Here is a 25,621-nt window from a genome sequence, read left to right as displayed (position 1 = left end):
CGATTTTACTCCGCTGCCATCGCACCCATGCGGCCCGATTTCTGGGCCTTGATGCGGTCCTCTATTTCTTCTCGGAAATTGCGGATCAGACCTTGGATCGGCCAGGCCGCCGCGTCGCCAAGGGCGCAGATCGTGTGGCCTTCAACCTGTTTGGTGACGTCAAACAGCATGTCGATCTCTTCCAGTTCGGCTTCACCGCGTACAAGACGATCCATCACGCGCATCATCCAACCGGTACCTTCGCGACACGGCGTACACTGGCCGCAGCTTTCGTGCTTGTAGAACTTCGACAACCGCCAGATTGCCTTGATGATGTCGGTGGACCTGTCCATCACGATGACCGCTGCCGTGCCCAGACCCGAGCCCAGTTCTCCGCGCAGATAGTCAAAATCCATGATCGCGTCGCGCATGTTCTCACCGCGCACGCATGGCACCGAAGACCCGCCGGGTATTACCGCCAGCAGATTGTCCCAGCCGCCACGAATGCCGCCGCAATGGGTTTCAATCAGCTCTTCGAAGGAGATCGACATCGCCTCTTCGACGACGCACGGGTTGTTTACATGGCCCGAGATCGCAAACAGCTTGGTGCCCGCGTTGTTCTGACGGCCAAAACCGGCGAACCAGTCCGCGCCACGACGCAGGATGGTAGGCACAACGGCGATGGATTCCACATTGTTCACCGTGGTCGGGCAGCCATAAAGGCCCGCGCCCGCCGGGAACGGAGGCTTCATGCGCGGCATGCCCTTCTTGCCCTCAAGGCTTTCGATCAGAGCGGTTTCCTCGCCGCAGATATAGGCCCCGGCTCCGTGATGCAGGAACAGGTCGAAATCCCAGCCCGAACCAGCGGCGTTCTTGCCCAGCAGACCGGCATCGTAAGCCTCGTCGATCGCAGCCTGCAGCGCCTCACGCTCGCGGATGTATTCACCGCGCAGGTAGATATAGCAGGTATGCGCGTTCATCGCGAAGGACGCGATCAGGCAGCCCTCGATCAGCGTGTGCGGATCATGACGCATAATCTCGCGGTCTTTGCAGGTACCGGGCTCGGATTCATCCGCGTTCACAACCAGATAAGCTGGACGCCCATCGCTTTCCTTGGGCATGAACGACCACTTCAAACCGGTCGGAAAACCCGCTCCACCACGACCACGAAGGCCTGAGTCCTTCATCGTCTGGATGATCCAGTCGCGGCCCTTTTCGATCAGGCCAGCGGTGCCGTCCCAATGCCCCCGGGCCTGCGCGCCTTTCAACGTACGCTCATGCATCCCGTAGATGTTGGTAAAGATCCTGTCCTGATCCTTCAGCATCGCTCAGTTACCCTTGGCTATCCTGACGCATGCGCCAGAGTTGAAATATGTTGACGCCCGCATAGATGAATCCCGCCAGAGCGGCGAAATCAAACAGCAGCGCATAGCGCCCCGGCAATCCGATTGCTGGGCCGATGAACAAGGTCATGCCAAGCCAAATCACCATCGTCACCGCAATGACGATGCCGATATGTCGGCCCTTGCGGGCTATGGCCAGTTCCTTGTCCGTATCCATCTCGTCCTGATGCCCCGAACGGGCACTCGTTTAATCTTCGTAAGTGCCGTCTTCTTTGGCACGTTTGGCAAACTCGGTTTCTTCACCTGCAGCCAGTTTCGCGGCTTGTTCGATCCACCCGTCCCGTTCGATCCGGCCTTTGAATTTCAGGCGCGCATCCACCCAGGCCACTTGCTCGGGTGTCCAGGCAGCGATCTGGTCATAGTGGTAGAAGCCCAACTCGTTCAGAGTCTCTTCCAGCTTTGGACCTACGCCCTTCAGCATCTTCAGATCATCGGGCTTGCCATCGCGCGCACTGCTCAGTGTTTCCGGCTGATCCTCTTTCGCTGCTTTCGCCTCAGCGGCTTGTTTCACCGCTGGCTTCGCCGAGGCTGGCGCTTTGGGCGGCTTCGGCGCAGCTTTTGTAGCAGCAGCCTTGCCATCCTTGCCCAGCCACGGCGTCAGGATCGGAACTTCGGTTCCGTCGATGCGCTTGACCGTATCGCCCAGATCGCTCGCAAGCTGAACACTTGCGTTATACTGCGTTCTGCCGCTGTCATACTCCGTCAGGCTGGTCAGCCCCTTCAGAGGTTCCGCCGCATAGCGCCCGTTCTGAGGACCCGGAGTCGGCACTTTGCCCGCCACCAGATCATCGAGAATCTTGCCAAAGCTCTCGGTCGTCAGATCTTCGTAGTAATCCTTACCGATCTGCGCCATCGGGGCGTTGGTGCAAGATCCGAGGCATTCCACCTCTTCCCAGCTCAGCTTGCCATCAGCAGACAGTTCATGCGGCTTTGCAGCGATCTTTTCCTTGCAAACCGCAATCAGGTCCTCGGCCCCGCAAATCATGCAGGACGTAGTGCCACAGACCTGAATATGCGCAACCGAACCAACCGGCTGCAGTTGGAACATGAAGTAGAACGAGGCAACCTCAAGAACGCGGATATAGGCCATACCAAGCATGTCGGCGACGGATTCGATCGCCGGACGGCTCAGCCATCCCTCCTGCTCCTGCGCGCGCCACAGCAGCGGGATGACCGCACTGGCCTGACGCCCCTCGGGATATTTGGTTATTTGCGCTTCGGCCCATTGCTGGTTAGCAGCGGTGAAGGCGAAGCTTTTGGGTTGTTCGGCGTGAAGACGGCGGAGCATTAGCGGTCAATCTCTCCAAATACGACGTCCATGGTGCCGATAATCGCGGCGACGTCGGCCAATTGGTGGCCTCCGGCGACGTGGTCCATGGCTTGCAAGTGCAGGAACCCCGGCGCGCGGAGTTTGGCGCGGTAGGGTTTGTTAGTGCCGTCGGCGACCAGATATACGCCGAACTCGCCCTTGGGAGCTTCGACGGCGGCGTAGACTTCGCCCGCGGGGACGTGGAAGCCTTCGGTATAAAGCTTGAAGTGATGGATCAGACTTTCCATCGAGGACTTCATGTCCGACCGTTTCGGCGGGGTGATCTTTCCGCGCGCCAGAACGTCTCCGGGACAGTCGCGGATTTTGGCGATGGCCTGACGGATGATCAGCAGCGACTGGCGCATCTCTTCCATGCGCACCAGATAGCGGTCATAGCAATCGCCGTTCTTTCCGACGGGAATCTGGAACTCGAACTCGTCATAGCATTCATAGGGCTGCGCGCGGCGCAGGTCCCATGCCAGCCCCGATCCACGCACCATTACGCCCGAGAAGCCGTATTTCTGAATGTCATCCTCGGTCACGACGCCGATATCGGCGTTGCGCTGTTTGAAGATGCGGTTTTCGGTCAACAGACCGTCGATGTCGTCCAGAACGGCGGGGAACTCGTGGCTCCACGCCTCGATATCATCCAGCAATTCCGGCGGCAGGTCCTGATGGACGCCACCGGGGCGGAAATAGGCAGCGTGCAGGCGGGCACCGCAAGCACGCTCGTAGAACACCATCAGCTTTTCACGCTCTTCAAAACCCCACAGAGGCGGGGTCAGCGCGCCAACGTCCATGGCTTGAGTGGTCACGTTCAGCAGGTGGTTAAGAATACGACCGATCTCGGAATACAAAACGCGGATCAAAGAGCCGCGACGCGGTACTTCAACACCGGTCAGTTTTTCGATGGCCAGACACCAGGCATGTTCCTGGTTCATCGGTGCCACGTAATCAAGACGGTCGAAATACGGCAGATTCTGCAGATACGTCCGACTTTCCATCAGCTTTTCGGTGCCACGGTGCAGCAGGCCGATATGCGGGTCGCAACGTTCGACGATCTCGCCGTCCAGCTCAAGTACAAGTCGCAGAACTCCGTGCGCCGCAGGGTGTTGCGGGCCGAAGTTAATGTTGAAGTTGCGGATCTTTTGTTCTCCGCTCAGCGCGTCCGTGCTGCCGTCATCGTATCTTGAGCCGTCCATCAACGCCCTCGTTTCTTCTTCGCTTCGGCCCGGACCCGGACCTTTTCCGCCTCAGCTGCCTTGGCAGCGGCCCCAGCCAGCAGAACCCCAAGCGCCCCCAACGCAATCAGTTCCCCCAGACCCATCAGCGGCGCTCCATCTCTTGCAGTTTCATGGCCATGATCCAAATCAGGATCAGCGTTCCAATCGGGATGACGCAGGCTACGACCCAGTATTTCTCGATCCCGAAATGCGGTAGCAGCTTCAGCATCGGGATAATCGTGGCAACCGTGACGGCAATCCAGATCAGGAACTCCATGACTTACGACTCCTGTTTTTCATCCCCCGGAAGAATGTAGTTCGCACCTTCCCACGGGGACATGAAATCAAATTGACGGTATTCCTGAACCAATGAGACCGGTTCGTAGACCACGCGCTTTTGCGCTTCGTCATAGCGGACTTCAGTATAGCCAGTGGTCGGGAAATCCTTGCGCAGCGGATAGCCGCGGAAACCATAATCCGTAAGGATGCGTCGCAAGTCTGGATGACCTGAGAACAGGATGCCGAACATGTCGAACACCTCGCGCTCGAACCAATTGGCAGAGGGGTGCACGTCCACGATTGAAGGCACCATGTCATCTTCTCGGATAGAGACTCGCAAGCGAATGCGCTGGTTCTGATACATTGACAGGAAGTGGTAGACCACATCGAACCGCTTGGCCCGTTCGGGGTAGTCGACGCCGGTGATGTCAACCAGGGTCGAGAACTGGCAGGTCCGGTCGGATTTTAGGAATTCGATGAATTCCACAAGGTTCGACGGAGCCACATCAACGTTCAGCTCACCATGGGTGACATCCCAAGACAGAACGCAATCGGCCCGTTTCAATTCCAGTTGCGCGCCGAGTTCTTTGAGTGCTTCGCTCATCTGCCCTCTCCCTTAGCGTACAATCGTGCCGGTGCGGCGGATTTTGCGTTGCAGCTGCATCAGTCCGTAAAGAAGCGCCTCGGCGGTTGGAGGGCAGCCGGGCACGTAGATATCCACCGGAACAACCCGGTCACAGCCACGCACAACGGAATAGGAATAGTGGTAATACCCACCGCCATTCGCGCAGGACCCCATCGAGATCACATAGCGCGGCTCGGGCATCTGGTCATAAACCTTGCGCAGCGCCGGGGCCATCTTGTTGGTCAGCGTTCCAGCGACGATCATCACATCAGACTGGCGCGGAGACGCACGAGGCGCGATGCCGAACCGTTCCGCGTCATACCGTGGCATCGACGTGTGCATCATCTCAACCGCGCAGCAGGCCAGACCAAAGGTCATCCAGTGCAAGCTACCGGTACGGGCCCAGTTGATGATGTCTTCGGTCGAGGTCAACAGGAAACCTTTGTCCTGCAGCTCGGCGTTCAGGGCCTGGGTGGCGACTTCTTTGTCGACGCCCGCGGTGTTTGCGCCCGTCATCACTCCCATTCCAGAGCCCCTTTCTTCCATTCGTAGGCAAAGCCGATGGTCAGCACCGCCAGGAACACCATCATCGACCAGAACCCAACATCGCTGATGTCTTTGAAGCCAACGGCCCAGGGGAACAGGAAGGCGATTTCCAGATCGAAGATGATGAAGAGAATCGCGACCAGATAGAATCGGACATCAAACTTCATTCGCGCATCGTCGAAGGCGTTGAAACCACATTCGTAGGCGCTGACCTTTTCGGGGTCGGGATTGCGGACAGCCAGGACCACAGCAGCCAGAATCAGTACGATTCCAAGGCCTACGGCAACGGCCAGAAACACCAGAATCGGGAGGTACTCCCGCAGCAGGTCTTCCACGTATAGCTCCTTTCCTGCGCAAGTCCCGAAAGGGTGCGCCGTCAATTGGCGATTTGACTGGACATTCTCTATCCCTGTGGGGTCAGAGGGTCAACCGAACAGAAACGCGCAGGTCGGCATTGTTACAATCATCTAGCGGGCGATTGCGGAGAACACTTCTGGAACAAAGTGATCGGCTAAACCTAACTAATCCATGCAGGTTTTCGTTTGTCGAAAAAGGCGCCGATTCCCTCTTGCGCCTCATCAGTTTCCCAACGCGCGACAAGCTGTCGAATGGTGTGGTCAATCACCGCGTCATCAATTCGCGGCCCAAGTGACTGGATCAGCTGCTTGGCCGAAGACACCGCACCGGGTGCACAGGACAGATAGGGAAGCACTTCAGCGTCGACCGCCTCGGCCAACGCCACAGCGGGCACCGCGCGGGTCAACAGGCCCAGTTCGACCGCTTCCGCCGCTTCGAACAGGCGGGCAGACATAAAGACGCGCCGCGACCGTGCTTCGCCCATTCGGGCAATGACATAGGGTCCAATCGTCGCCGGAATCAGGCCAAGCCGCGTCTCGGTCAGACCCATCTTCAGGCTTTCCACACCGATCGCCACATCGCAGACCGAGGCCATCCCGACACCTCCACCAAACGCGTTTCCCTGCAACGCGCCGATCAAGGGTTTGGGCAGCGTATTTAAGGCATTCAGCATCTCAGCCAGCTTGCGCGCTTCGGCAAAACGCGTCTCGGGATCGGCAGCCATCTGCGCCTGCATCCAACCCAGATCTCCCCCGGCGCAAAAGCTCTTGCCCGAGGCGGCCAGAACCACCACCCGCACCGCATCATCATTTGCCAATTGCCCAGCGGCCTGGGTTAGCTCTGCAATCATCTGCGCCGACAGTGCGTTGTGCTTCTCGGGTCGATCCAGCGTCAGAGTGGCCACGCCACGCGCGTCTGTGTTCAGCGTAATGGTCTCGAACATGTCTTATTCCGCCCGCATTGCCCGCGCCATGCGCGCCGCCTGTTCCAGAACCGGCACATCCAGACCGGTCTCATATCCCAACCGTTCCAGATGTGCGGCCACAGCTTCGGTTGCGACATTACCGGCCGCACCCGGCGCATAAGGGCAACCACCCAGCCCGCCCACGGCGGTATCAAATACCCGCACACCCAAGGCAAGCGAAGCGTCTATGTTGTCGATTGCCCGCCCGTTGGTGTCATGAAAATGTCCTGCAAGCCGGGTAACCGGCACTCGTTCGCGCACGGCCAGCAGCATATGAGCAATCTTGTCCGGCGTTCCCTGCCCAATCGTGTCCCCTAGCGATATCTCATAGCAGCCATGGGCAAACAGCGCGTCCGCCACCTCGGCCACCTTCTCGGGTGGGGTCGGGCCGTCATAGGGACAGTCGGTCACGCACGAGACATAGCCCCGGACGGGCAGATCAATATGTCGTGCCGCTTCGAGAATGGGCACAAACCGTTCGATGGATTCGGCAATCGTCGCGTTTATGTTCGCTTTCGAGAATCCCTCGGACGCCGAAGCAAACACCGCGATCTCATCTGCCTTGGCTGCCAACGCGTCCTCATACCCGCGCATATTCGGCGTCAGCGCAGCGTACCGCACGCCTTCGGTCCGTGTGATTCCAGCCATAACTTCACCGCTGCCCGCCATTTGCGGGACCCATTTCGGTGAGACAAAACTGGCAACTTCGATCCGGTTGAAACCGGCCCGGCTGAGGCAATCGACCAAGGCGACCTTCTCGGCCACCGGGATCTCGCGCTGTTCGTTCTGCAGGCCGTCGCGTGGCCCGACCTCGAATATTTCGACCCGTTCTTTCATCAGCGCATCCCTTCCCGGTTTCTTATCGTTTCAATTACGGATGGCCCGACTGTGCCACGCAATCCGCGGGCCGAACAGATCAATCCTCGGCCAACCGAACTAACGCCGCACCGGCCTCGACCTGTGCCCCCGCTTCGGCCAGCACTTCTGCAACCACGCCATCGCGGGCGGCTAATAGAGAATGCTCCATCTTCATGGCTTCCAGGATGGCCAGCCGGTCGCCCTCTTTCACCTCCTGCCCCGCCGAGGCGAAGACGGCCTTGACCAGCCCGGGCATCGGCGCCTCGATCACGTTGGTGTCACCTGCAGCACTGGCATCGCGGTCCAGAGGGTCAATGACCTCAAATACCTGCCCATAGTCGTCGAATACAGTGACCTGTGACCCGGCCATGACAACATTGGGCATGGGTGTCCCATCGATGGTCCAGCCAGCGCCATGCCGCCGCGCAACAAGCTGCGCACCTTCGATCTCCCAAATCTGCCGATCCGGGCCTTCGACCTGGACATCCAGATCAACAACCTCTCCGTCCCGCAGTAACTGCACAGCGCGATGTAACGGTGCCCATAGCGTAAAGCCCGTTTCAGAGACCGTCTCAGCCAGACCCAACGCCGTCATCGCCGCAGCCACTGCCGACGCGTTGCTTGCGCCAGCTTCCTGCACCAGATCATCAAGATCCCGCCCGATCAGCCCGGTATCCACGTCGCCCGACGCAAACCCGCTGTGCCGCGTCAGAGCACCAAGGAAGGCGAGATTTGTGACAGTCCCGGCGACCTCGGTCTGGCGCAAGGTCCGGTGGAGATTTTCCAAAGCGACCGCGCGTGTCGGGCCATGCACCACGACCTTGGCGATCATAGGGTCGTACCATGGGCTGATCGTATCCCCGGCGCGCACGCCACTGTCGGCACGGCAGCCTTCCGGGAACTGTAGATGAGTCAGCGTACCCGTCGCGGGCAGGAAGCCCTTGGGTACATCTTCGGCATAAAGCCTCGCCTCAAAGGAATGCCCGCGGATCGACAAATCGCCCTGCCGCTTCGGCAGGCTTTCACCCGCTGCTACGCGCAACTGCCATTCGACCAGATCAACGCCGGTAATGGCCTCGGTCACCGGGTGCTCGACTTGCAGGCGCGTGTTCATCTCCATGAACCAGAACCGATCCGGGCGCAGCCCGTCCGAGGCATCGACGATGAACTCAACCGTCCCTGCGCCCTTGTATCCAATCGCCTCAGCCGCACGCACGCCCGCCTGTCCCATCGCCTCACGCATCTCGGCAGTCATTCCAGGGGCTGGGGCCTCTTCGATCACTTTCTGATGTCGCCGCTGCAACGAGCAGTCGCGTTCAAACAGATGCACCGCATGGGTGCCATCGCCGAACACCTGCACCTCGATATGGCGGGGCTTGGCGACGAATTTCTCGACAAGTACAGCATCGTTACCGAACGCCGTCTTTGCCTCACCGCGCGCGCTGTCCAATGCAGCCGAGAACTCCTCGGGCGCCTCGACCAGCCGCATCCCCTTGCCACCACCACCCGCAACGGCCTTGATCAAAACGGGATAACCGATTGTGTCTGCCGCGCCAGCCAGATGTTCAGGGTCCTGATTTTCGCCATGATAGCCGGGGACGACGGGAACTCCTGCGTCCTCCATCAACACCTTGGCCGCATCCTTAAGGCCCATCTTGCGGATCGCGTCCGCCGATGGCCCGATGAAGGTCAGACCTGCAGCCTCGACTGCATCCACAAAATCCGGGTTTTCGGACAAGAACCCATAACCAGGATGGATCGCCTGCGCTCCTGTATCCAGCGCCGCCTGAATGATCACATCACCCTTCAGATAGCTTTCGGCTGGGGCCGCGCCACCAATATGCACCGCTTCATCCGCCATTTGCGCATGCTTGGCCGATGCATCAGCATCCGAATACACAGCCACACAAGATACGCCCATCTTCTGAGCAGTTTCCATGACCCGGCAGGCGATCTCGCCGCGGTTGGCAATCAGGATTTTGTTAAACATAGCTTACCCCTTAACCGCCAGATCTTCGACAAGGCGGAAGCGTTCGCACAGCAATTCCATCTCGGGATCGAACCCGCCATTGCGTTCGAAATACCGGCGATGATCCTCGCGCCATCCCTCAAGCGTTTCATTCTCACCCTCGGCCAACGCAAAGTCTTCGGTCACATCGCAATATCGGCAGGTCGAGACCTCGACCGTTTCGATCACCAAAGCCGGGCGATCATCCCATTCCAGCGCAATATCCTGACGCCCAACGACCGGGGTATCAGCACTGCCTTCTGGGTAGTCTCGCAAAGCACCACATGTCGCCGTTTTTCGGCCTAATCTTACCAACGCCAGCAGCTCGGCGCTTAGCGATGCGCTGTCTCCAAACTTGAAGGTCTGCGCGCCCGGGTAGCGGGCCATTACTTCATTCAATGAAACGCTCATCTTACATCCTGAACACGCCGAAACGTGTCTCCTCGATCGGGGCGTTAAGTGCGGCGCTCAGCGACAAGGCCAGCACGTCGCGGCTTTTGCGCGGGTCGATGATGCCGTCATCCCACAACCGCGCCGACGCGTAGAGCGGGTGGGATTGTTCTTCGAACATGTCCAGCGTCGGGCGCTTGAATTCAGCTTCTTCCTCAGCCGACCATGTGCCGCCCTGTCGTTCGATCCCGTCGCGTTTGACAGTCGCTAGGACACCTGCAGCTTGCTCGCCCCCCATCACTGAGATACGCGAATTCGGCCAAGTCCACAGGAACCGAGGCTGATAGGCGCGTCCTGCCATGCCGTAGTTTCCAGCTCCGAAGGACCCTCCGACAAGCATTGTGATCTTTGGAACGCTCGTCGTCGCCACCGCCGTCACCATCTTGGCCCCGTGCCTCGCGATGCCTTCGTTTTCGTATTTGCGGCCGACCATGAAGCCGGTGATGTTCTGCAGGAAGACCAGCGGGGTTTTGCGCTGCGAGCACAGTTCGACAAAATGCGCACCCTTCTGCGCGGCCTCAGAAAACAACACACCGTTGTTGGCAATGATCCCGACCGGGCAGCCTTTGACATGGGCAAAACCGGTCACCAGCGTCTCACCAAATCGCGGTTTGAACTCGTCGAACCGAGAGCCATCGACCAGCCGCGCAATCACCTCGCGGATGTCATAGGGCGTCCGCAGATCGGCCGGAACTACGCCCAAAATTTCCTCGGGATCATAGGCAGGCTCTTCCGGTGTTTCGAACTGTAGGCTAGGCTTCAGCCCGGCACCCCCCAACGACCCGACGGCCCGCCGAGCCAGGGCCAACGCATGCGCATCGTCCTCGGCCAGATAATCCGCCACGCCGGACAGGCGCGTATGCACATCGCCGCCACCCAGATCTTCGGCTGTCACAACCTCCCCCGTCGCGGCCTTGACCAAAGGCGGTCCGGCCAAAAAGATCGTCCCCTGCTCTTTCACGATGATCGTCACGTCGGACATCGCCGGAACGTAAGCCCCGCCCGCCGTACACGACCCCATTACAACGGCGATCTGAGCAATCCCCTTCGCGCTCATCCGCGCCTGATTATAGAAGATGCGGCCAAAGTGATCGCGGTCGGGGAAAACCTCATCCTGATTGGGCAGGTTCGCACCGCCACTGTCGACCAGATAGATGCAGGGCAGATGATTTTCCTCGGCAATCTCCTGCGCGCGGAGGTGTTTCTTGACCGTCATCGGATAATAGGTGCCGCCCTTTACTGTGGCGTCATTGCACACCACCATGACCTCGCGCCCTTGCACCCGGCCAATCCCGGCGATCACCCCAGCACAGGGCGCGGCATCCCCATACATCCCATGCGCCGCCGTCGCGCCGATTTCCAAGAACGGAGAACCCGGATCGAGCAGGTTCGCCACCCGACGACGCGGCAGCATCTTGCCCCGCGATTCATGCCGCGTCCGCGATTTTTCACCGCCACCCATGCGGGCCGCTTCGGCGGCATCCGCAATATGTGCCAGCGCATCCAGATGTGCGGCTCGGTTCGCCTTAAACCCCTCAGAGGTTGGTATGGCTTTGGATTTTAATTTCATTCCATATTCCCCAAGTCGCGCAATTCCACAGCGCGTTCAGCGGTTTCGGTCAGCAGGCAATTTGCGGCAACAATCGAGCGTATCGTTCCATCAGACCATATGCCGTAGGCCAGAGCACATTCAGCATCCCGAAATCCGATCCACGCGCGTTGAGCATCTCGCAACTGGTCCGAAAGTTCGGGACTTTGTTCAGCCAGTTCTGCTCGACGCAGTTTATACTGTTCGTTTAGAAATGAATCCCAAATTTGGGTTTCGGCTTGAATACACTCGGTGATGCCAAGGGTTGTTTCATTTCCCGGTATAGTTTGGCAGGCATTGGCAGCTGTACCGAGACATGATGACAAGCTATCGCCATGCTGCGTCTGAGAAAAACATTGTTGAATATACGACTGGTCTACCCAAGCGCCCTGAGCGGAAACAAGCGATGGTACTAGCATCGCAGCAAATGCAATTCGCATCATGTAATTGCCTCCCCTGCAGCCCGCGCCTTCAATTCCTTCCGGATCACCTTTCCCGTCACCGTCATCGGCAACTCTTCCAGAAAGGACACCTCACGCGGATAGGAATACTGCGCCAAACGGTCCTTAACCCAATTCTGCAACTCAGCGCCCGACGCCTCAGCCCCCGGCTTCAATACCACATAGGCCTTCACGATCTCGGTCCGCAGCTCATCGGGCTTGCCGACCACGCCCACCGTTGCCACTGACGGATGGGTCAGCAGGCAATCCTCGATCTCAGCCGGGCCAATCCGGTATCCTGCCGAGGTAATCACGTCATCATCACGACCGACAAAGCGCAGATAATCGCCCTCCCACACGCCACGGTCACCGGTGATAAGCCAATCACCTCGGAATTTCTCAGCCGTTGCTTGCGGATTATTCCAGTATTCCAGCAGCATTGAGGCCGAACCGCGCCGGATGGCAACATCGCCTTCCTCCGTCGTCGGTTGGCCATGATCGTCAATTACCGCCACCTCATGACCCGGCACCGGTTTACCGATACAGCCGGGGCGGACGGGGAAGTCCTCGGCGCAGGAGGATACGACCATGTTACACTCGGTCTGGCCATAAAACTCGTTGATCGTCAGACCAAACGCCTGCTGGCCCCAAGCCAACATCTCCGCGCCCAAAGGCTCGCCCCCAGACGCCACCGACCGCAATCCCGGTATCGACTGATCCGCAGCTTTGAGCATCCGTAAAGCCGTCGGTGGAAAGAAGACGTTCCGCACCCCCGCCCGCGCGATCACATCGGCGCAGGCCTGTGGGGTGAATTTGTCCAACCGCGTGGCGACCACCGGAACGCCCAGCGCAAGCCCGGGCATCAGAACGTCGAACAAACCGCCGATCCACGCCCAGTCTGCTGGCGTCCACAGGCAATCCCCATCGCGCAAGTGATTGTGGCTGATCGAGACGCCCGGCAGGTGGCCCGTCAGCACGCGATGGCCGTGCAGCGCACCCTTGGGGCTGCCAGTAGTGCCGGACGTGTAGATTAGGACTGCCGGATCCTCGGGGCCGGTATCAGCAAAGGGCACTGGTTCCCCTTCCTGCCTAATCTCATCAACCAAAAGCGGTTGGGCCAATTCACCCAGTAACGCAGACCCTTCCGCATCGGTCAAAACGATCCGCGCACCTGCATCTCTGACACGCGACGCCAGCGCATCGTGCTTGAACAGCTTGAACAGCGGCACCGAAATCGCGCCGATCTTCCAGATCGCCAGATGCGCGGCGGCACACCACGGCGACTGGCTGAGCAAGACGCCAACCCGGTCTCCTGGCTGGACCCGAGCTATCAACGCGCGAGCGATGCCATCAACCATAAGCTCCAGTTCGCCAAATGTTACCACGCTCGGATCGCCCCGGGTCAGATCCAGCAAAGCAACCCGATCGGATTGTTGCGACAGGCATTGCTGCGCCATGTTCAGCCGATCAGGCATCGCCCAGCTTTGGTCGCCGCGCAAACCCGGTATGCGCTCAGCGGGATGCATGCTGATTTTCCCTTATTTCATTAGCGGTTGCAGCTAGCCTCCCCGCTTCAGCAATTTCCGGAGTTTGATGCAGATCAGAGCATTTCTGCGCCGCGGCATCCAAAACATCGGCATCAACGCAAGCAAAGGCACGAATATGACAAAGAAACTCGCCGCTTTGACCCTTTCTACCGCACTTGTCGCTCTGGCTGCCCCAGCCTTCGCCCAATCCCAAGGCGATTGGACAGTCGGTGTTGGTGTCGGCTATCTGGACCCCAAATCCGACAATGGGACTCTGGCCGGGTTCGACGCCGAAATCGACTCGGACACCCGTCCGATTTTCACCGTCGAATACTTCGTTCAGGACAATCTCGGGATCGAGCTCTTGGCCTCGACCCCCTACAAGCATGACGTCACTCTCGGTCGCAGCGTTGACGCGGGCAGCGTCAAGCATCTTCCGCCTACTCTGTCGCTGAACTATCACTTCCCGACCAATAGCGCGTGGAAGCCCTATGTCGGCGCCGGTCTGAACTACACCATCTTCTTCGAGGAAGACTCGCCTTTGGGCGATCTCGATCTGGACAACTCCTTCGGCGTTTCTCTGCAGGCCGGTCTGGATTACATGGTCACGGAAAAAGGCGCGGTGCGTCTGAACGTGCGCTGGTTCGACATCGACTCGGACGTCAAACTTGACGGCAACGACATCGGCACCGCCGAAATCGACCCATTCCTGATTGGCCTGTCCTACGTTCATCGTTTCTGATCCAATCGTAAAAAGCCCCGTGGTTCAATGAACTGCGGGGTTTTCCGTCACAACATCTCGTTCATCATTTCGCGCCCAATCAGCATGCGGCGGATTTCGCTGGTGCCCGCGCCGATCTCCATCAGCTTTGCATCTCGGAAAATCCGGCTGACCGGCGAATCCGACAGGAATCCGGCACCACCCAACGCCTGAACGGCTTGATGCGCCTGCACCATCGCCTGTTCCGAGGCATATAGGCAGCACGCTGCAGCATCCTGACGGGTTACATCCCCGCGGTCGCATGCCTTGGCAACTTCGTAGACATAGGCCCGCGCCGAATTCATGGCTGTGTACATATCCGCGATCTTGCCTTGCATGAGCTGGAAGCTCCCGATCGGTTTTCCGAACTGCTTACGCTCGGCCAGATAGGGCATCACTTCATCCAAGCAGGCGGCCATGATCCCGGTTCCAATACCCGCAAGAACCACACGCTCATAGTCCAGACCGGACATCAGAACGGCTACACCCCGCCCTTCTTCGCCCAGAACATTCTCGAACGGCACTTCAACATCTTCAAAGATCAACTCAGCGGTGTTCGAGCCGCGCATGCCAAGCTTGTCGAAATGAGGCGAAGTCGAAAACCCGGTCATATCTTTCTCGATCAGAAAGGCCGTGATCCCCTTTGACCCGGCGTCCGGATCGGTCTTGGCATAGACGACCAGAGTGTCTGCATCCGGCCCGTTGGTGATCCAGTATTTGTTGCCATTCAGCCGATAGTGATCGTTTCGCTTTTCAGCACGTAGCTTCATGGAAACCACATCCGACCCAGCCGAGGGCTCGGACATAGCCAACGCCCCGACATGCTCACCCGAAATCAGACGGGGCAGATATTTTTTCTTCTGCTCTTCTGTTCCGTTCAGCTTGATCTGGTTCACGCACAAGTTCGAATGCGCCCCATAGGACAAAGATACCGAGGCCGAGGCGCGCGCCACTTCCTCAACTGCCACCGTATGCGCCAGATAGGACATACCGGCCCCGCCATATTCTTCAGGGACTGTGACGCCCAACAAGCCAAGCTCACCCATTTCTTTCCACAGCTCATTCGGAAAGGCATTGGACGCGTCGATCTCGGCCGCCATCGGCTTGACCCGCTCCTGAGCCCAGCGGTGCACCATCTCACGCAGGGCGTTCACGTCCTCGCCCAGATCGAATTGCATTGTGGCCATAAACATGCAGGGCTCCTCCGATTGCATTAATGAACAAGCGTTCAATAATCAGATAGCAGCGTTTCCTCCTCGGGTCAATGACGACACGCAGGCCAACGCAAAACGCCGCCCGGCAAGGGGCGGCGTTTTCAGATAAATCGAGCGTGCGTTGAAAGCGCACTCCGCTGGACTATAACTGATAGACAGCGCTGACTTCAGCCCGGATAATGCGCGCAATTTGGGCACAATCTTCCAGCGAAAAGGTCAGTGGAACGCGCATATCCATGATCCCTGCCAATATCCGATCACTGACCGGCATCGGGGCGCTGTCGGCATAACGCCAACTGTCATAGCGTGAGGTAAAGCCCGACGGTTCAGCCCCCCCGAACCACTTCAGTTCGACCCCGCGCGCGGCGCAACGCTGGATTACCTCGGCAATGCGCTCGGGTGTCCAGTCCAGCAACAGGAATTGTATCGATGAACCGACATAGGTCTCAGCATCAGGCCGCTCCACCATCGTCAAACCCGGCGTTTCACGCAGGCCATGCTCAATCTCAACATAGCGTTCATTCCAACGCTGTACCTGCCGATCAAGATCACGCAACTGCGGACGTAAGATCGCTGCACGCAAATTATCCATCCGACCCGAGACATTGGGGGTTGTGTACTTGATCTGCTCGAACACCTCCGGCCCAGGCGCGGCCAGATGGCGTTCATAAAGCATGTAAGACCCGGACAACATCGTAGCCTTGGCGGCCAGTTCCGGATCATCCGTGATCAGCAACCCGCCCTCGCCCGAATTGACATGTTTATAGGTCTGGCACGAGTAACATCCAATGGCCCCCTGCCGCCCAGACAGCTGCCCGCGCCAGGCGGCACCCATGGTATGGGCGCAATCTTCGATCACGATCACACCCGCCGCATCACACATCTGCATCAGGCGATCCATATCGCATAGATGCCCTCGCATGTGGCTCAGCATCAACACCTTCGCCTGATCCAGCTTGGCCTCAAGATCATCCAGATCGATGGTCAGGGCTTCGGTCACACCAACGAAGACCGGCTTTGCGCTTACGGACGCAATCGCCCCCGGCACCGGCGCCAGAGTGAACGCGTTGGTCAGAACCGGATCGCCCGGCTTGACCCCCACCGCACGCAACGCAGTGGCCAGAGCGTAGCCACCCGACGAGACTGCCAGACAGTAATTCGCACCCATTTGGGCGGCGAATTCCTGCTCCAACAAAGCCGTCTCGCTCAATTCGCCAGGGGCAACATTGTAGCGGTGCAAACGACCATGGCGCAAAACGGCCATGGCGGCCTCGATCGCCTCTTCGGGAATGGGTTCTTGCTGGGTGAAATTACCTGTGAATGTCTCAGTCATGAATCCGTTTTTATGCTGAGTGTTAAGCGGGTCAAGGGATCAGGCCGCCGCTCCGATCAAATCGGAGACCAGTTTCGGTAAATCATCAAAATGATGCAACAACGCCTCGGGCTCCAGCGCAGCCATCTCATCGCCCGACGGGCCGAATGTCACCAGTACCGACGGCACTCCCGCAGCCCGCGCCGTATTTCGGTCGGTATCTGAGTCGCCGATCAATACGCAGTGGTCAGGGTGCCCTCCGGCGCGACGCGCTGCTTCGCGTAACGGTTCAGGGTCGGGTTTCCGCACCGGTAATGTGTCTGCACCGATCAGTGAAGCAAAGTGATCACGGACACCCATCCGGGTCAGCAGCAAATCAGCCAGGCCTTCGGGCTTGTTGGTGCAAATCCCCACGCCATAACCTGCATCTTTCAGTGCTTCGACGGCTTCAAGCGCACCGGGATAGAAATAGGTATGCGTATCGATCGCCTGCCCATAGACGTCCAAAAAGACCGGATAATAGGCTTCAACAACGTCCGCGTCATAGGCGCCGACCCGCTTCAATCCATGGGACAACATCAAGCGTGCACCGCGTACCGATACCGCCGCATCAAGCTCGGGCGACAGAACATCCCCATGACCCATCTCGCGAAAACAATGGTTTGCAGCGGCCAGCAAATCACCAGATGTATCCGCCAAAGTTCCATCCAGATCAAAGATTACCGTTCGCATGCTTACCTCCTGAACCGGCGGGTTTCCGCCATGTCGTGTTGCAAACGGCAATCTTCTTTGATGGCTGAACCGCTTGCGCCTTTGCCCACAGCGGATAAAACGGGCGGCGACAAAACAAAAGAGAAAACGATTTCATGAGCACTGCCCTTGTCATTCTTGCCGCCGGAAAAGGCACAAGGATGAACTCTGATATTCCCAAAGTCCTGCATCCGATCGCTCAGGCCCCAATGCTGGTTCACGCCATGCGCGCCGGTGCTGTCCTGTCGCCCGAGCGCACGGTGATTGTTACCGGCCACGGTGCGGAAGCAGTCGCGCGTGTGGCTGAAGCCGAAGATGAAAACGCCAGCATTGCGGTGCAGGAAGAACAACTGGGCACCGCCCACGCGGTTGCGCAGGCGCGTGCAGCGCTGGAGGGCTTTCAGGGGGATGTGGTCGTCCTCTATGGTGATACCCCGTTTCTACAGCCCGACACCCTGCAGCGGATGATCGAAGCGCGCGCAAAAAACGATCTGGTCATTCTAGGATTCGAAGCTGCAGACCCCGCCCGTTATGGCCGCCTTGTGATGAACGGAGATGCCTTGGAGCGGATCGTCGAGTTCAAGGATGCCACAGATGAAGAGCGCACTATAACCTTCTGTAACTCAGGACTTTTGGCATGCGATTCCGAGACCTTGTTCTCACTGATCGATGCAGTTGGCAATGATAACGCCTCGGGTGAATACTATCTGACCGACGTAGTCGAGATCGCCCGCAGCCAAGGGCTGTCCGTAACTGCGGTTGCCTGCGACGAAGCTCAGACGCTGGGCATCAATTCGCGCACTGACCTGGCGGCTGCTGATGCGGTGTTTCAGGTGCAAGCACGGTCTGCATTGCTGGATCTGGGGGTCACTCTGATGGCCCCTGAAACCGTGTATCTGGCCGCAGATACCGTCATTGGCCGCGACACGGTCATTGAACCCAATGTGGTTTTCGGCCCCGGAGTGACCGTGGAAAGCGGCGCAACGATCCGGGCGTTTTCACATCTCGAAGGCTGCCATGTCAGCCGAGGTTCGGTGGTCGGACCCTATGCCCGGCTGCGTCCGGGTACAGAGCTGGCTGAAAACGCCAAAATTGGCAACTTTGTCGAGATCAAAAATGCCGAAATCGCCGAAGGCGCAAAGGTGAATCACCTTAGCTATATCGGCGACGCTTCGGTCGGGGCGGCGACCAATATCGGCGCGGGAACTATCACATGTAACTATGATGGCGTGATGAAGCATAAAACAACCATCGGGGAAAACGTGTTCATTGGATCGAACACGATGCTGGTGGCCCCGGTCACTCTGGGTGATGGCGCAATGACCGCCACGGGGACCGTAGTGACCAAGGATATTGAGCCAGACGCACTAGCCGTGGCGCGTTCTAAGCAGGAAAACAAACCCGGCTATGCGCGTAAATTGTTTGAAATGTTGAAGGCGAAGAAGGCTCGCCGCGACAAAGGAGCCTGAGTTATGTGTGGAATTGTTGGTGTTCTGGGCAGTCACGAAGCTGCCCCTATCCTGGTCGAAGCACTGAAGCGGCTTGAGTATCGCGGTTATGACAGCGCCGGTATCGCGACTGTGAACGATGGAGCATTGGGCCGTCGGAGGGCTGTCGGCAAGTTGGTGAACCTAAGCGACCTTCTGGTTCATAACCCCCTTCCAGGTAAATCCGGTATCGGTCACACACGCTGGGCCACCCATGGTGCCCCATCGGTTAACAATGCACATCCGCACAAGGCCGGGCCTGTCGCCGTAGTGCACAACGGCATCGTTGAAAACTATCGTGAACTGCGGGCCGAACTGGCCGAGAATGGGGTCGGTTTCGTGACGGATACCGACACTGAAACCGTCGCCCTGATGACGGAACGCTACATGTCCGAAGGGCTGTCTCCGGTCGACGCCGCGTTTAAAACCATTGATCGACTCAAAGGTGCATTTGCGCTCGCCTTTCTGTTCGACGGTCAAGAAGACCTGATTGTTGCGGCGCGCAAGGGCTCGCCCCTTGCAATTGGTCACGGCGATGGTGAGATGTTTGTTGGGTCTGATGCGATCGCGCTGGCCCCCCTGACGGATCGCATCACCTATCTTGAGGAAGGCGATCGGGCGGTTCTGACCCGCACTTCGCTTGAGATTCGAACCGAATCGGGAGAGCTTGCCAACCGCGAAATTCGGCAAATTCAAATCGATCAGACCCGTGCCGACAAAGGCGGCCACAAGCATTATATGGCCAAGGAAATTGCCGAGCAGCCTGTTGTGGTGGCCGAAGCCATCCGCTCGTATCTTCCGACCGGAGGCGATCAGGTTGTATTGCCCGGCGACGGTCTGGATTTCACCAAGCTGGACCGTCTGACCATGGTGGCCTGCGGCACGGCATTCTATGCTTGCCTGACGGCAAAATACTGGTTCGAACAGCTGGCCAAGATGCCGGTTGAAGTCGATATCGCCAGCGAGTTCCGCTATCGCGAACCTCCGATCTCGGACCGGACGTTGGCGCTGTTTGTAAGCCAGTCGGGCGAAACCGCCGACACGCTTGCTGCCCTGCGCTATTGCGAGGGCAAGGCGGACAAGATTGTCTCGGTCGTGAATGTCGCGGAAAGCTCGATTGCGCGCGAAAGCGATGTGGCGTTGCCGATCCATGCGGGTGTTGAGATCGGTGTTGCCTCGACCAAGGCGTTCACCTGCCAGCTTAGCGTGTTGCTCATGCTTGCCCTTAAGGCCGCTGCAGATCGAGGCACGCTTAGCGATGAAGAGATCGCCGATCACGCGGCCGCCCTTCGCGGTTTGCCGACTGTTCTGAATGCTGCGCTGGATCAGAACGACGCTATTCGCCAATCCGCCCAACGCCTGTCCGAAGCGCGCGACGTGCTGTTCCTGGGCCGTGGCCTCATGTACCCGCTGGCGATGGAAGGCGCGCTGAAACTCAAGGAAATCAGCTATATCCACGCCGAAGGCTATGCCTCGGGTGAGTTGAAGCACGGCCCCATCGCCTTGATCGACAAGCATATGCCGGTTGTTGTCATGGCACCGCGCGACGCAGTTTTCGACAAGACAGTTTCGAACATGCAGGAGGTGATGGCGCGCAAGGGCAAGGTTATCCTCGTCTCCGACGATGATGGAATCGCTGAGGCAGAAGATGGAGTTTGGAGTACGATCCGTATGCCACATGTGCACACCAGCCTTGCCCCGATTCTCTATTCGGTGCCCGCGCAATTGCTAGCCTACCACACGGCGGTGGCCAAAGGCACAGATGTTGATCAGCCCCGTAATCTGGCAAAATCCGTCACGGTTGAGTGATCGGGCATGCAAGCCTATCTGGATCAGATCAAAGCCCATGCCGATCCCGAACGCGCAGAACAGGTGGCGGCTTACCATAAGGTAGACCGCACCTATCTGGGCGTTCCGAACCCGGTTTTGAATGATCTGACCAAGGCTTGGCGGCGCGAACTTGAAGTCATCGACCGCATCGCTGTCGCCGATGGCTTATGGCAGACCAACATTCATGAAGCGCGGGTCGCGGCAGCAAAGCTGCTGACCCAAGCCCGTATCCGACCGGATGACGCGATGTGGGACCTGCTGCAAAGCTGGCTACCGGATTTTGACGCCTGGGCAGTGGCCGATCATGCCTGTATGGCGATGCAAAAGCGCCTGTCGGCTGATCCAACCCGGCTGGATCAGGTCGAACGCTGGACCACGTCGGGCCACATGTGGACCAAACGCGCCGCGCTGGTCGCCACCCTGCCCTGGACCAAACAGAATCATCCCAAAACGGAAGACCTGGCATGCCGCGACCGTATACTCGGCTGGGCTGCTACGTATGTCCTCGATCGGGAATGGTTTATCCAGAAGGCCATCGCATGGTGGCTGCGCGAATTGTCAAAGCATGATCCAGAGCGCGTAGTCGCGTTTCTGGAAACGCACGGCGCAAACATGAAACCCTTTGCCCGCAAAGAGGCTGGGAAATACCTGCGCGCTCAGTCGGAATAAACTTCCAGTTCCACCAACTCGTCATATGGCACCAACAACGCGCGCATGGCTTCAAGCGACAGCCGTCCGCCACCGCCTTCGGGGCCTGGTGCGGGAACAAGCGTGACATAGGCCTGCGCACCCGTGCGCGGCACAACCACGCGGCCGTTGATTTCAGTTTGCACCAGAGGCGTCTGCAACCAGCGCCCCGGTGTGTTGGGATCGCCCAGCCCGGCAACGGTCGTTTTGGCGCCAGACCACCCTGCGGCAGCCACAGGTTCAGGAGTTACCTCCGTCGCCTCTGCTGTAACGGGTTCAGCCGCCGTCTCGTTGGATGAACTTCCGAACACCCGATCCGTCGTGGACCGAACGGCATCGCAACCGGCAACGAGGCTAAAAGCTAAAACCAAAACATATTTCATAACACAAAACCTAGAGCGCTGCGCCTAACTGTACCAGTCCAAAACGCAGATGGCACTTGCCGCGAACATGCCTCCGCTTTACCTATGAGCCATGACAGCTCCGCTTATAGACCCGTTTGCCCGCGCCATCACCTATCTTCGCGTCTCCGTTACGGATCGCTGCGATTTCCGCTGCGTCTACTGCATGTCCGAAGATATGAAGTTTCTTCCCAAGAAAGACCTTCTGACTCTGGAAGAGTTGGATCGTATGTGCACGACTTTCGTCAATTTGGGCGTCGAGAAATTGCGCATCACCGGGGGCGAACCTCTGGTTAGGCGAAACATCATGTCATTCTTCAACAGCATGACCCGACATCTGGACAGCGGCGCCCTGAAGGAGTTGACGCTGACAACCAACGGATCACAATTGCACCGATTTGCGGATGATCTTTACGCAGCGGGCGTGCGGCGCGTGAATGTATCGCTCGATACGCTGGATGAAGACAAATTTGCCAAGGTCACCCGATGGGGCCGCCTGAAACAGGTGCTGAACGGCATTGACGCAGCACAAAAGGCTGGCCTGCGGATCAAGATCAACGCTGTCGCTCTGAAAGGGTTCAACGAGCCCGAGCTACCCAAGATCACCGAATGGTGTGCCGAACGTGATATGGATCTGACCTGGATCGAGGTGATGCCCATGGGCGACATAGGCAACGAAGACCGGCTGGATCAGTATTGGTCGCTCAAGGACGTCCGCAAGGAATACCAGAACCACTATACGGTCACTGATCTGGCCGAACGGACAGGTGGTCCGGCGCGGTATGTCAGGCTTGAAGAGACCGGTCAAAAGATCGGTTTCATAACGCCACTCAGCCATAACTTCTGCGAAAGCTGCAACCGCGTGCGCCTGACCTGCACTGGTGAGATCTACATGTGCCTTGGCCAGGAAGATATGGCTGATCTGCGCGCACCCCTGCGCGATCATCCCGATACCGAGAAACCGTTGGAAGACGCGATCCGTGCAGCCATCAACCTCAAGCCCAAGGGCCATGATTTCGACTATTCCCGGCAAGCCGTCGACGGTCAGATGAGCCGCCACATGAGTCATACGGGCGGCTGAGATGCCCGGCACACCCGCGCAGCCAACGCTGCTGTACAAACTGTACTGCGGTCTCATATCTATTGCCGAACCCCTGATTTGGCGAAAAGTACGCAACAAACTGCACGCTGCGGGTGTTCCCGAAAGCCGCCAGCAAGAACGGCTTGGCCATGCCAGTTTGCCGCGCCCAGATGGGCAGCTGATCTGGTTTCACGCGGCCAGTGTGGGTGAAAGCCTGTCGGTTCTAAGCCTGATCAACCGTCTGGGGCAGCGCCTGCCGAATGCTGAGTTTCTCATCACCTCAGGCACCCCGACCTCGGCGACGTTGATTGCTAAGCGCTTGCCTGCCCGGACGCGCCACCAGTATCCGCCATTGGACAGCGCCGCTCCGGTGCGCGAGTTTCTGGACCACTGGAAACCCGATGCAGGCATCTTTGTAGAAAGTGAAATCTGGCCCCGGCTGATCGTAGAGGCCGCAAATCGCGGCACGCCACTGGCGCTCTTGAATGCCCGGCTATCTGACAAATCAGTGGATAGTTGGAACAAGCGCCCGAACACGGCGCGCTTCATTCTGGATCATTTCAAGGTATTTCTGACCCAGAACGACAAAACCGCCGCTAATCTGATCGCAATTGGTGCCGACGCGAATCGCGTACAGCCCGGCACCAACCTCAAGGCCATGTCTGACCCGCTGCCCGTAAATCAGGATGTCCTGACCGAAACCCAAGCGCAGATAGATGGTCGCCCGATATGGATTGCCAGTTCGACCCATGCAGGGGAAGAAGAAACGGTTCTGGCAGCCCACAAAGCGTTGCTACAGCGCTGGCCCGACCTGCTATTGCTGCTGATCCCTCGCCATCCGGAGCGTGGAGACGACGTTGCTAAATTGGTGAGTGATGCTGGTCTTTCGCATGCACGACGCAGCGCTGATCAACAGATAACATCAGACATACAGGTCTATGTCGCGGATACATTGGGTGAAACCGGAACCTGGTACGTCCTCTGCCCCATTGTTTTCCTGGGGGGGTCGCTGAAAGAGATCGGCGGCCACAACCCGTTCGAACCGGTTCAGGCGGGGGCTGCGGTGATCACCGGCCCTGGTTATTTCAATTTTGCCGAGACATTTGAGCCGCTCATCAAAACAGGCGGCGCCGTCCGGATCAACTCGGCCAACGCATTGTCAGATGCTGTCACCCTCTGGCTGTCGGACAAAGCCGAACTGCACACCGCTCGAATGGCAGCCGATGCCTGCGTGAAAACACAGAGTTCGGCTTTGGATGCGGTGATCGAAACGCTCTGCTCCCGCCTGTCTCTCGGCTGACAAAACACACCGATCCCTCGTCATCTGGCTAAAAATACCTCGGGGGTGTGGGGGCAGAGCCCCCACCCTTCCGATCAAGCAGCAGGCATCCGCTGCTCAACAATCTCGGCCCACCAACTACACCCGGCAGGAATGGCCTCGTCGTTGAAATTATACTCGGGATGATGAACCATGGCCGTATCGCCATTGCCCACCAGAATATAAGCCCCCGGACGCTCTTCGAGCATAAAGGCAAAATCCTCACCCCCCATGACAAGGGGCGCCTCGTCACAGCTGCCCGAGACCGATTTCGCCACCTCGGCCGCGAAATCGGTCTGCTCGTCACTGTTCACCATCACCGGATAGCCACGAATATAGGTCACATCCGCCGTGCCACCAAAGGTCGCTGCAACTCCTGCGCAAATCTCGTTGATCCGTTTCTCGGCAAGATCGCGCATCTCTTTGCTCATGGTGCGTACGGTGCCTTTGATCTGCACTGTTTGAGGAATGACATTGAACGCCTTCGAGGATGTCTCGAACGATGTCACAGACACCACGACCTGATCGATCGGGTCGGCATTGCGCGAGGCAATCGTCTGCAACGCCAACACGGCCTGCGCGGTCATCACGGTCGTATCCACGGTCTCCTGCGGTTTCGCGGCGTGGCCACCGCGACCTTCAAAGGTGATGTCGAACTGATCGGTCGCGGCAAAGAACGAACCCGGACGGATAGAGAAACTGCCGACCGGACGGCCCGGCCAGTTGTGCATGCCGTAGACTTCCTGAATGTTCCAGCGCGCCATCATGCCGTCTTCGCACATTTCGCGACCACCGCCGCCACCTTCTTCAGCGGGCTGGAAGATCACCACTACAGTACCGTCAAAATTACGCGTTTCCGAAAGGTATTTCGCCGCCCCGAGCAGCATCGCCGTATGTCCATCATGGCCACAAGCATGCATCGCCCCATCGGTTTTCGAGGCGTAATTCAACCCCGTCGCCTCGTGAATCGGCAGCGCATCCATATCGGCACGCAGACCGATGACTTTGCCACTCGAGTCTGATTTGCCCTTGATCACACCGACAACCCCGGTGCGACCGATCCCGGTAACGACCTCGTCGCAGCCGAACTCTTTCAGTTTGTCCGCGACCAAAGCACTGGTGCGGTGGGTTTCAAACAGAATCTCGGGGTTTTCATGAATATCCCGTCGCCATTCGGTGATTTCGGCCTGCAATTCGGCAAAGCGGTTCTTAACTGGCATGTCTTC

At 58.3% G+C, this 25,621-nt stretch carries 27 protein-coding genes; 6 read left to right on the top strand and 21 right to left on the bottom strand.

Annotated features, from left to right (window positions below; genetic code table 11):
* Positions 1–5: 5 nt before the first annotated feature.
* From nuoF to ACR0MJ_RS01525, 16 genes are all read right to left on the bottom strand, one after another.
* Positions 6–1,304, bottom strand: a complete 1,299-nt coding sequence (gene nuoF, locus ACR0MJ_RS01600; RefSeq protein WP_170403997.1) for an NADH-quinone oxidoreductase subunit NuoF — start codon at positions 1,302–1,304, stop codon at positions 6–8.
* 7 nt (positions 1,305–1,311) lie between these two features.
* Positions 1,312–1,539, bottom strand: a complete 228-nt coding sequence (locus ACR0MJ_RS01595; protein WP_480612897.1) for a DUF5337 domain-containing protein — start codon at positions 1,537–1,539, stop codon at positions 1,312–1,314.
* A 30-nt stretch (positions 1,540–1,569) separates the two neighbouring features.
* Positions 1,570–2,670: an NADH-quinone oxidoreductase subunit NuoE gene (gene nuoE, locus ACR0MJ_RS01590; protein WP_480758665.1), complete on the bottom strand. Its 1,101-nt coding sequence runs from the start codon at positions 2,668–2,670 to the stop codon at positions 1,570–1,572.
* Complete coding sequence (locus ACR0MJ_RS01585) at positions 2,670–3,893, bottom strand: NADH-quinone oxidoreductase subunit D (RefSeq protein ID WP_480758662.1); 1,224 nt, start codon at positions 3,891–3,893, stop codon at positions 2,670–2,672. Before ACR0MJ_RS01585 ends, nuoE begins: the two co-directional genes overlap by 1 nt.
* On the bottom strand, positions 3,893–4,018 hold the full coding sequence (locus ACR0MJ_RS01580) for a hypothetical protein (protein ID WP_010442774.1): 126 nt from the start codon (positions 4,016–4,018) through the stop codon (positions 3,893–3,895). The genes ACR0MJ_RS01585 and ACR0MJ_RS01580 overlap by 1 nt, the downstream gene beginning before the upstream one ends.
* Positions 4,018–4,191, bottom strand: coding sequence for a hypothetical protein (locus ACR0MJ_RS01575; protein ID WP_170397057.1), 174 nt, complete (start codon positions 4,189–4,191; stop codon positions 4,018–4,020). The genes ACR0MJ_RS01580 and ACR0MJ_RS01575 overlap by 1 nt, the downstream gene beginning before the upstream one ends.
* Before the next feature lie 3 nt (positions 4,192–4,194).
* Positions 4,195–4,797 (bottom strand): NADH-quinone oxidoreductase subunit C, encoded by a 603-nt coding sequence (locus tag ACR0MJ_RS01570; RefSeq protein ID WP_170404009.1) that lies wholly within the window; start codon positions 4,795–4,797, stop codon positions 4,195–4,197.
* A gap of 12 nt (positions 4,798–4,809) precedes the next feature.
* Entirely contained in the window at positions 4,810–5,343 is a 534-nt protein-coding gene (locus tag ACR0MJ_RS01565) for a NuoB/complex I 20 kDa subunit family protein (protein WP_010442777.1), read from the bottom strand.
* Complete coding sequence (locus tag ACR0MJ_RS01560; protein WP_010442778.1) at positions 5,334–5,699, bottom strand: NADH-quinone oxidoreductase subunit A; 366 nt, start codon at positions 5,697–5,699, stop codon at positions 5,334–5,336. Before ACR0MJ_RS01560 ends, ACR0MJ_RS01565 begins: the two co-directional genes overlap by 10 nt.
* A 182-nt stretch (positions 5,700–5,881) precedes the next feature.
* Positions 5,882–6,664 (bottom strand): crotonase/enoyl-CoA hydratase family protein, encoded by a 783-nt coding sequence (locus ACR0MJ_RS01555; protein ID WP_480758658.1) that lies wholly within the window; start codon positions 6,662–6,664, stop codon positions 5,882–5,884.
* Between the two features lie 3 nt (positions 6,665–6,667).
* Positions 6,668–7,522, bottom strand: a complete 855-nt coding sequence (locus ACR0MJ_RS01550) for a hydroxymethylglutaryl-CoA lyase (RefSeq protein WP_170564923.1) — start codon at positions 7,520–7,522, stop codon at positions 6,668–6,670.
* A 79-nt stretch (positions 7,523–7,601) separates the two neighbouring features.
* Positions 7,602–9,533, bottom strand: coding sequence for an acetyl/propionyl/methylcrotonyl-CoA carboxylase subunit alpha (locus ACR0MJ_RS01545; RefSeq protein ID WP_480758654.1), 1,932 nt, complete (start codon positions 9,531–9,533; stop codon positions 7,602–7,604).
* Positions 9,534–9,536: 3 nt separating this feature from the next.
* Positions 9,537–9,962, bottom strand: a complete 426-nt coding sequence (locus ACR0MJ_RS01540; RefSeq protein ID WP_170465996.1) for an ASCH domain-containing protein — start codon at positions 9,960–9,962, stop codon at positions 9,537–9,539.
* A gap of 1 nt (position 9,963) precedes the next feature.
* Entirely contained in the window at positions 9,964–11,571 is a 1,608-nt protein-coding gene (locus ACR0MJ_RS01535) for a carboxyl transferase domain-containing protein (RefSeq protein ID WP_170612229.1), read from the bottom strand.
* On the bottom strand, positions 11,568–12,032 hold the full coding sequence (locus tag ACR0MJ_RS01530) for a lysozyme inhibitor LprI family protein (protein WP_480758650.1): 465 nt from the start codon (positions 12,030–12,032) through the stop codon (positions 11,568–11,570). Before ACR0MJ_RS01530 ends, ACR0MJ_RS01535 begins: the two co-directional genes overlap by 4 nt.
* Positions 12,029–13,555, bottom strand: a complete 1,527-nt coding sequence (locus tag ACR0MJ_RS01525) for an AMP-binding protein (RefSeq protein WP_170818022.1) — start codon at positions 13,553–13,555, stop codon at positions 12,029–12,031. The genes ACR0MJ_RS01530 and ACR0MJ_RS01525 overlap by 4 nt, the downstream gene beginning before the upstream one ends.
* A 136-nt stretch (positions 13,556–13,691) precedes the next feature.
* Here ACR0MJ_RS01525 and ACR0MJ_RS01520 point away from each other — a divergent pair, with 136 nt between their 5' ends.
* Positions 13,692–14,297, top strand: a complete 606-nt coding sequence (locus ACR0MJ_RS01520; protein WP_480758647.1) for an OmpW/AlkL family protein — start codon at positions 13,692–13,694, stop codon at positions 14,295–14,297.
* 47 nt (positions 14,298–14,344) lie between these two features.
* Here the strand turns inward: ACR0MJ_RS01520 and ACR0MJ_RS01515 are convergent, their stop codons facing one another.
* The 3 genes from ACR0MJ_RS01515 to ACR0MJ_RS01505 all read right to left on the bottom strand — a co-directional run bounded on the left by ACR0MJ_RS01515 (position 14,345) and on the right by ACR0MJ_RS01505 (position 17,573).
* Positions 14,345–15,508 carry an isovaleryl-CoA dehydrogenase gene (locus ACR0MJ_RS01515; RefSeq protein ID WP_170647673.1) on the bottom strand — a complete coding sequence of 388 codons (1,164 nt, stop codon included), beginning with the start codon at positions 15,506–15,508 and terminating at the stop codon, positions 14,345–14,347.
* A 163-nt stretch (positions 15,509–15,671) separates the two neighbouring features.
* Complete coding sequence (locus tag ACR0MJ_RS01510; RefSeq protein WP_480758643.1) at positions 15,672–16,862, bottom strand: DegT/DnrJ/EryC1/StrS family aminotransferase; 1,191 nt, start codon at positions 16,860–16,862, stop codon at positions 15,672–15,674.
* Positions 16,863–16,901: 39 nt separating this feature from the next.
* On the bottom strand, positions 16,902–17,573 hold the full coding sequence (locus tag ACR0MJ_RS01505; RefSeq protein ID WP_170424133.1) for an HAD-IA family hydrolase: 672 nt from the start codon (positions 17,571–17,573) through the stop codon (positions 16,902–16,904).
* 134 nt (positions 17,574–17,707) lie between these two features.
* Here ACR0MJ_RS01505 and glmU point away from each other — a divergent pair, with 134 nt between their 5' ends.
* The 3 genes from glmU to ACR0MJ_RS01490 are packed head-to-tail and all read left to right on the top strand — an operon-like array spanning position 17,708 to position 21,577.
* Positions 17,708–19,060: a bifunctional UDP-N-acetylglucosamine diphosphorylase/glucosamine-1-phosphate N-acetyltransferase GlmU gene (gene glmU, locus ACR0MJ_RS01500; protein WP_170424135.1), complete on the top strand. Its 1,353-nt coding sequence runs from the start codon at positions 17,708–17,710 to the stop codon at positions 19,058–19,060.
* 3 nt (positions 19,061–19,063) lie between these two features.
* The gene (gene glmS / locus ACR0MJ_RS01495; RefSeq protein ID WP_170511558.1) at positions 19,064–20,887 is read left to right on the top strand and encodes a glutamine--fructose-6-phosphate transaminase (isomerizing); all 1,824 of its coding nucleotides are present in this window, start codon (positions 19,064–19,066) and stop codon (positions 20,885–20,887) included.
* Positions 20,888–20,893: 6 nt separating this feature from the next.
* Complete coding sequence (locus tag ACR0MJ_RS01490) at positions 20,894–21,577, top strand: DNA alkylation repair protein (RefSeq protein ID WP_480758636.1); 684 nt, start codon at positions 20,894–20,896, stop codon at positions 21,575–21,577.
* Here ACR0MJ_RS01490 and ACR0MJ_RS01485 read toward each other — a convergent pair.
* A complete protein-coding gene (locus ACR0MJ_RS01485; protein ID WP_170635381.1) occupies positions 21,565–21,978 on the bottom strand; it encodes a hypothetical protein in 414 nt (137 codons plus the stop codon). The genes ACR0MJ_RS01490 and ACR0MJ_RS01485 overlap by 13 nt on opposite strands.
* A gap of 91 nt (positions 21,979–22,069) precedes the next feature.
* Here ACR0MJ_RS01485 and moaA point away from each other — a divergent pair, with 91 nt between their 5' ends.
* Both moaA and ACR0MJ_RS01475 read left to right on the top strand, forming a co-directional pair.
* Positions 22,070–23,077 carry a GTP 3',8-cyclase MoaA gene (gene moaA / locus ACR0MJ_RS01480; protein WP_170404063.1) on the top strand — a complete coding sequence of 336 codons (1,008 nt, stop codon included), beginning with the start codon at positions 22,070–22,072 and terminating at the stop codon, positions 23,075–23,077.
* 1 nt (position 23,078) lies between these two features.
* Positions 23,079–24,377, top strand: a complete 1,299-nt coding sequence (locus tag ACR0MJ_RS01475; RefSeq protein ID WP_480758632.1) for a 3-deoxy-D-manno-octulosonic acid transferase — start codon at positions 23,079–23,081, stop codon at positions 24,375–24,377.
* A 74-nt stretch (positions 24,378–24,451) separates the two neighbouring features.
* Here ACR0MJ_RS01475 and ACR0MJ_RS01470 read toward each other — a convergent pair whose 3' ends face one another.
* Complete coding sequence (locus tag ACR0MJ_RS01470; RefSeq protein WP_170404069.1) at positions 24,452–25,615, bottom strand: M20 aminoacylase family protein; 1,164 nt, start codon at positions 25,613–25,615, stop codon at positions 24,452–24,454.
* Between the last annotated feature and the right edge of the window lie 6 nt (positions 25,616–25,621).

This window comes from Ruegeria sp. C6, assembly GCF_056537625.1.
This window is presented reverse-complemented; position numbering and strand designations above follow the sequence as displayed.

Coding starts and splice junctions, on each gene's coding strand:
- ACR0MJ_RS01530 (WP_480758650.1), bottom strand. CDS start 12,032: ATGATGCGAATTGCATTTGCTGCGATGCTAGTACCATCGCTTGTTTCC.
- ACR0MJ_RS01565 (WP_010442777.1), bottom strand. CDS start 5,343: ATGGGAGTGATGACGGGCGCAAACACCGCGGGCGTCGACAAAGAAGTC.
- ACR0MJ_RS01570 (WP_170404009.1), bottom strand. CDS start 4,797: ATGAGCGAAGCACTCAAAGAACTCGGCGCGCAACTGGAATTGAAACGG.
- ACR0MJ_RS01545 (WP_480758654.1), bottom strand. CDS start 9,533: ATGTTTAACAAAATCCTGATTGCCAACCGCGGCGAGATCGCCTGCCGG.
- moaA (WP_170404063.1), top strand. CDS start 22,070: ATGACAGCTCCGCTTATAGACCCGTTTGCCCGCGCCATCACCTATCTT.
- ACR0MJ_RS01470 (WP_170404069.1), bottom strand. CDS start 25,615: ATGCCAGTTAAGAACCGCTTTGCCGAATTGCAGGCCGAAATCACCGAA.
- glmU (WP_170424135.1), top strand. CDS start 17,708: ATGAGCACTGCCCTTGTCATTCTTGCCGCCGGAAAAGGCACAAGGATG.
- nuoE (WP_480758665.1), bottom strand. CDS start 2,670: ATGCTCCGCCGTCTTCACGCCGAACAACCCAAAAGCTTCGCCTTCACC.
- ACR0MJ_RS01525 (WP_170818022.1), bottom strand. CDS start 13,555: ATGCATCCCGCTGAGCGCATACCGGGTTTGCGCGGCGACCAAAGCTGG.
- ACR0MJ_RS01595 (WP_480612897.1), bottom strand. CDS start 1,539: ATGGATACGGACAAGGAACTGGCCATAGCCCGCAAGGGCCGACATATC.
- ACR0MJ_RS01505 (WP_170424133.1), bottom strand. CDS start 17,573: ATGCGAACGGTAATCTTTGATCTGGATGGAACTTTGGCGGATACATCT.
- nuoF (WP_170403997.1), bottom strand. CDS start 1,304: ATGCTGAAGGATCAGGACAGGATCTTTACCAACATCTACGGGATGCAT.
- ACR0MJ_RS01550 (WP_170564923.1), bottom strand. CDS start 7,522: ATGAAAGAACGGGTCGAAATATTCGAGGTCGGGCCACGCGACGGCCTG.
- ACR0MJ_RS01585 (WP_480758662.1), bottom strand. CDS start 3,893: ATGGACGGCTCAAGATACGATGACGGCAGCACGGACGCGCTGAGCGGA.
- ACR0MJ_RS01520 (WP_480758647.1), top strand. CDS start 13,692: ATGACAAAGAAACTCGCCGCTTTGACCCTTTCTACCGCACTTGTCGCT.
- ACR0MJ_RS01575 (WP_170397057.1), bottom strand. CDS start 4,191: ATGGAGTTCCTGATCTGGATTGCCGTCACGGTTGCCACGATTATCCCG.
- ACR0MJ_RS01540 (WP_170465996.1), bottom strand. CDS start 9,962: ATGAGCGTTTCATTGAATGAAGTAATGGCCCGCTACCCGGGCGCGCAG.
- ACR0MJ_RS01485 (WP_170635381.1), bottom strand. CDS start 21,978: ATGAAATATGTTTTGGTTTTAGCTTTTAGCCTCGTTGCCGGTTGCGAT.
- ACR0MJ_RS01580 (WP_010442774.1), bottom strand. CDS start 4,018: ATGGGTCTGGGGGAACTGATTGCGTTGGGGGCGCTTGGGGTTCTGCTG.
- ACR0MJ_RS01515 (WP_170647673.1), bottom strand. CDS start 15,508: ATGTTTATGGCCACAATGCAATTCGATCTGGGCGAGGACGTGAACGCC.
- ACR0MJ_RS01510 (WP_480758643.1), bottom strand. CDS start 16,862: ATGACTGAGACATTCACAGGTAATTTCACCCAGCAAGAACCCATTCCC.
- ACR0MJ_RS01475 (WP_480758632.1), top strand. CDS start 23,079: ATGCCCGGCACACCCGCGCAGCCAACGCTGCTGTACAAACTGTACTGC.
- ACR0MJ_RS01555 (WP_480758658.1), bottom strand. CDS start 6,664: ATGTTCGAGACCATTACGCTGAACACAGACGCGCGTGGCGTGGCCACT.
- glmS (WP_170511558.1), top strand. CDS start 19,064: ATGTGTGGAATTGTTGGTGTTCTGGGCAGTCACGAAGCTGCCCCTATC.
- ACR0MJ_RS01490 (WP_480758636.1), top strand. CDS start 20,894: ATGCAAGCCTATCTGGATCAGATCAAAGCCCATGCCGATCCCGAACGC.
- ACR0MJ_RS01535 (WP_170612229.1), bottom strand. CDS start 11,571: ATGAAATTAAAATCCAAAGCCATACCAACCTCTGAGGGGTTTAAGGCG.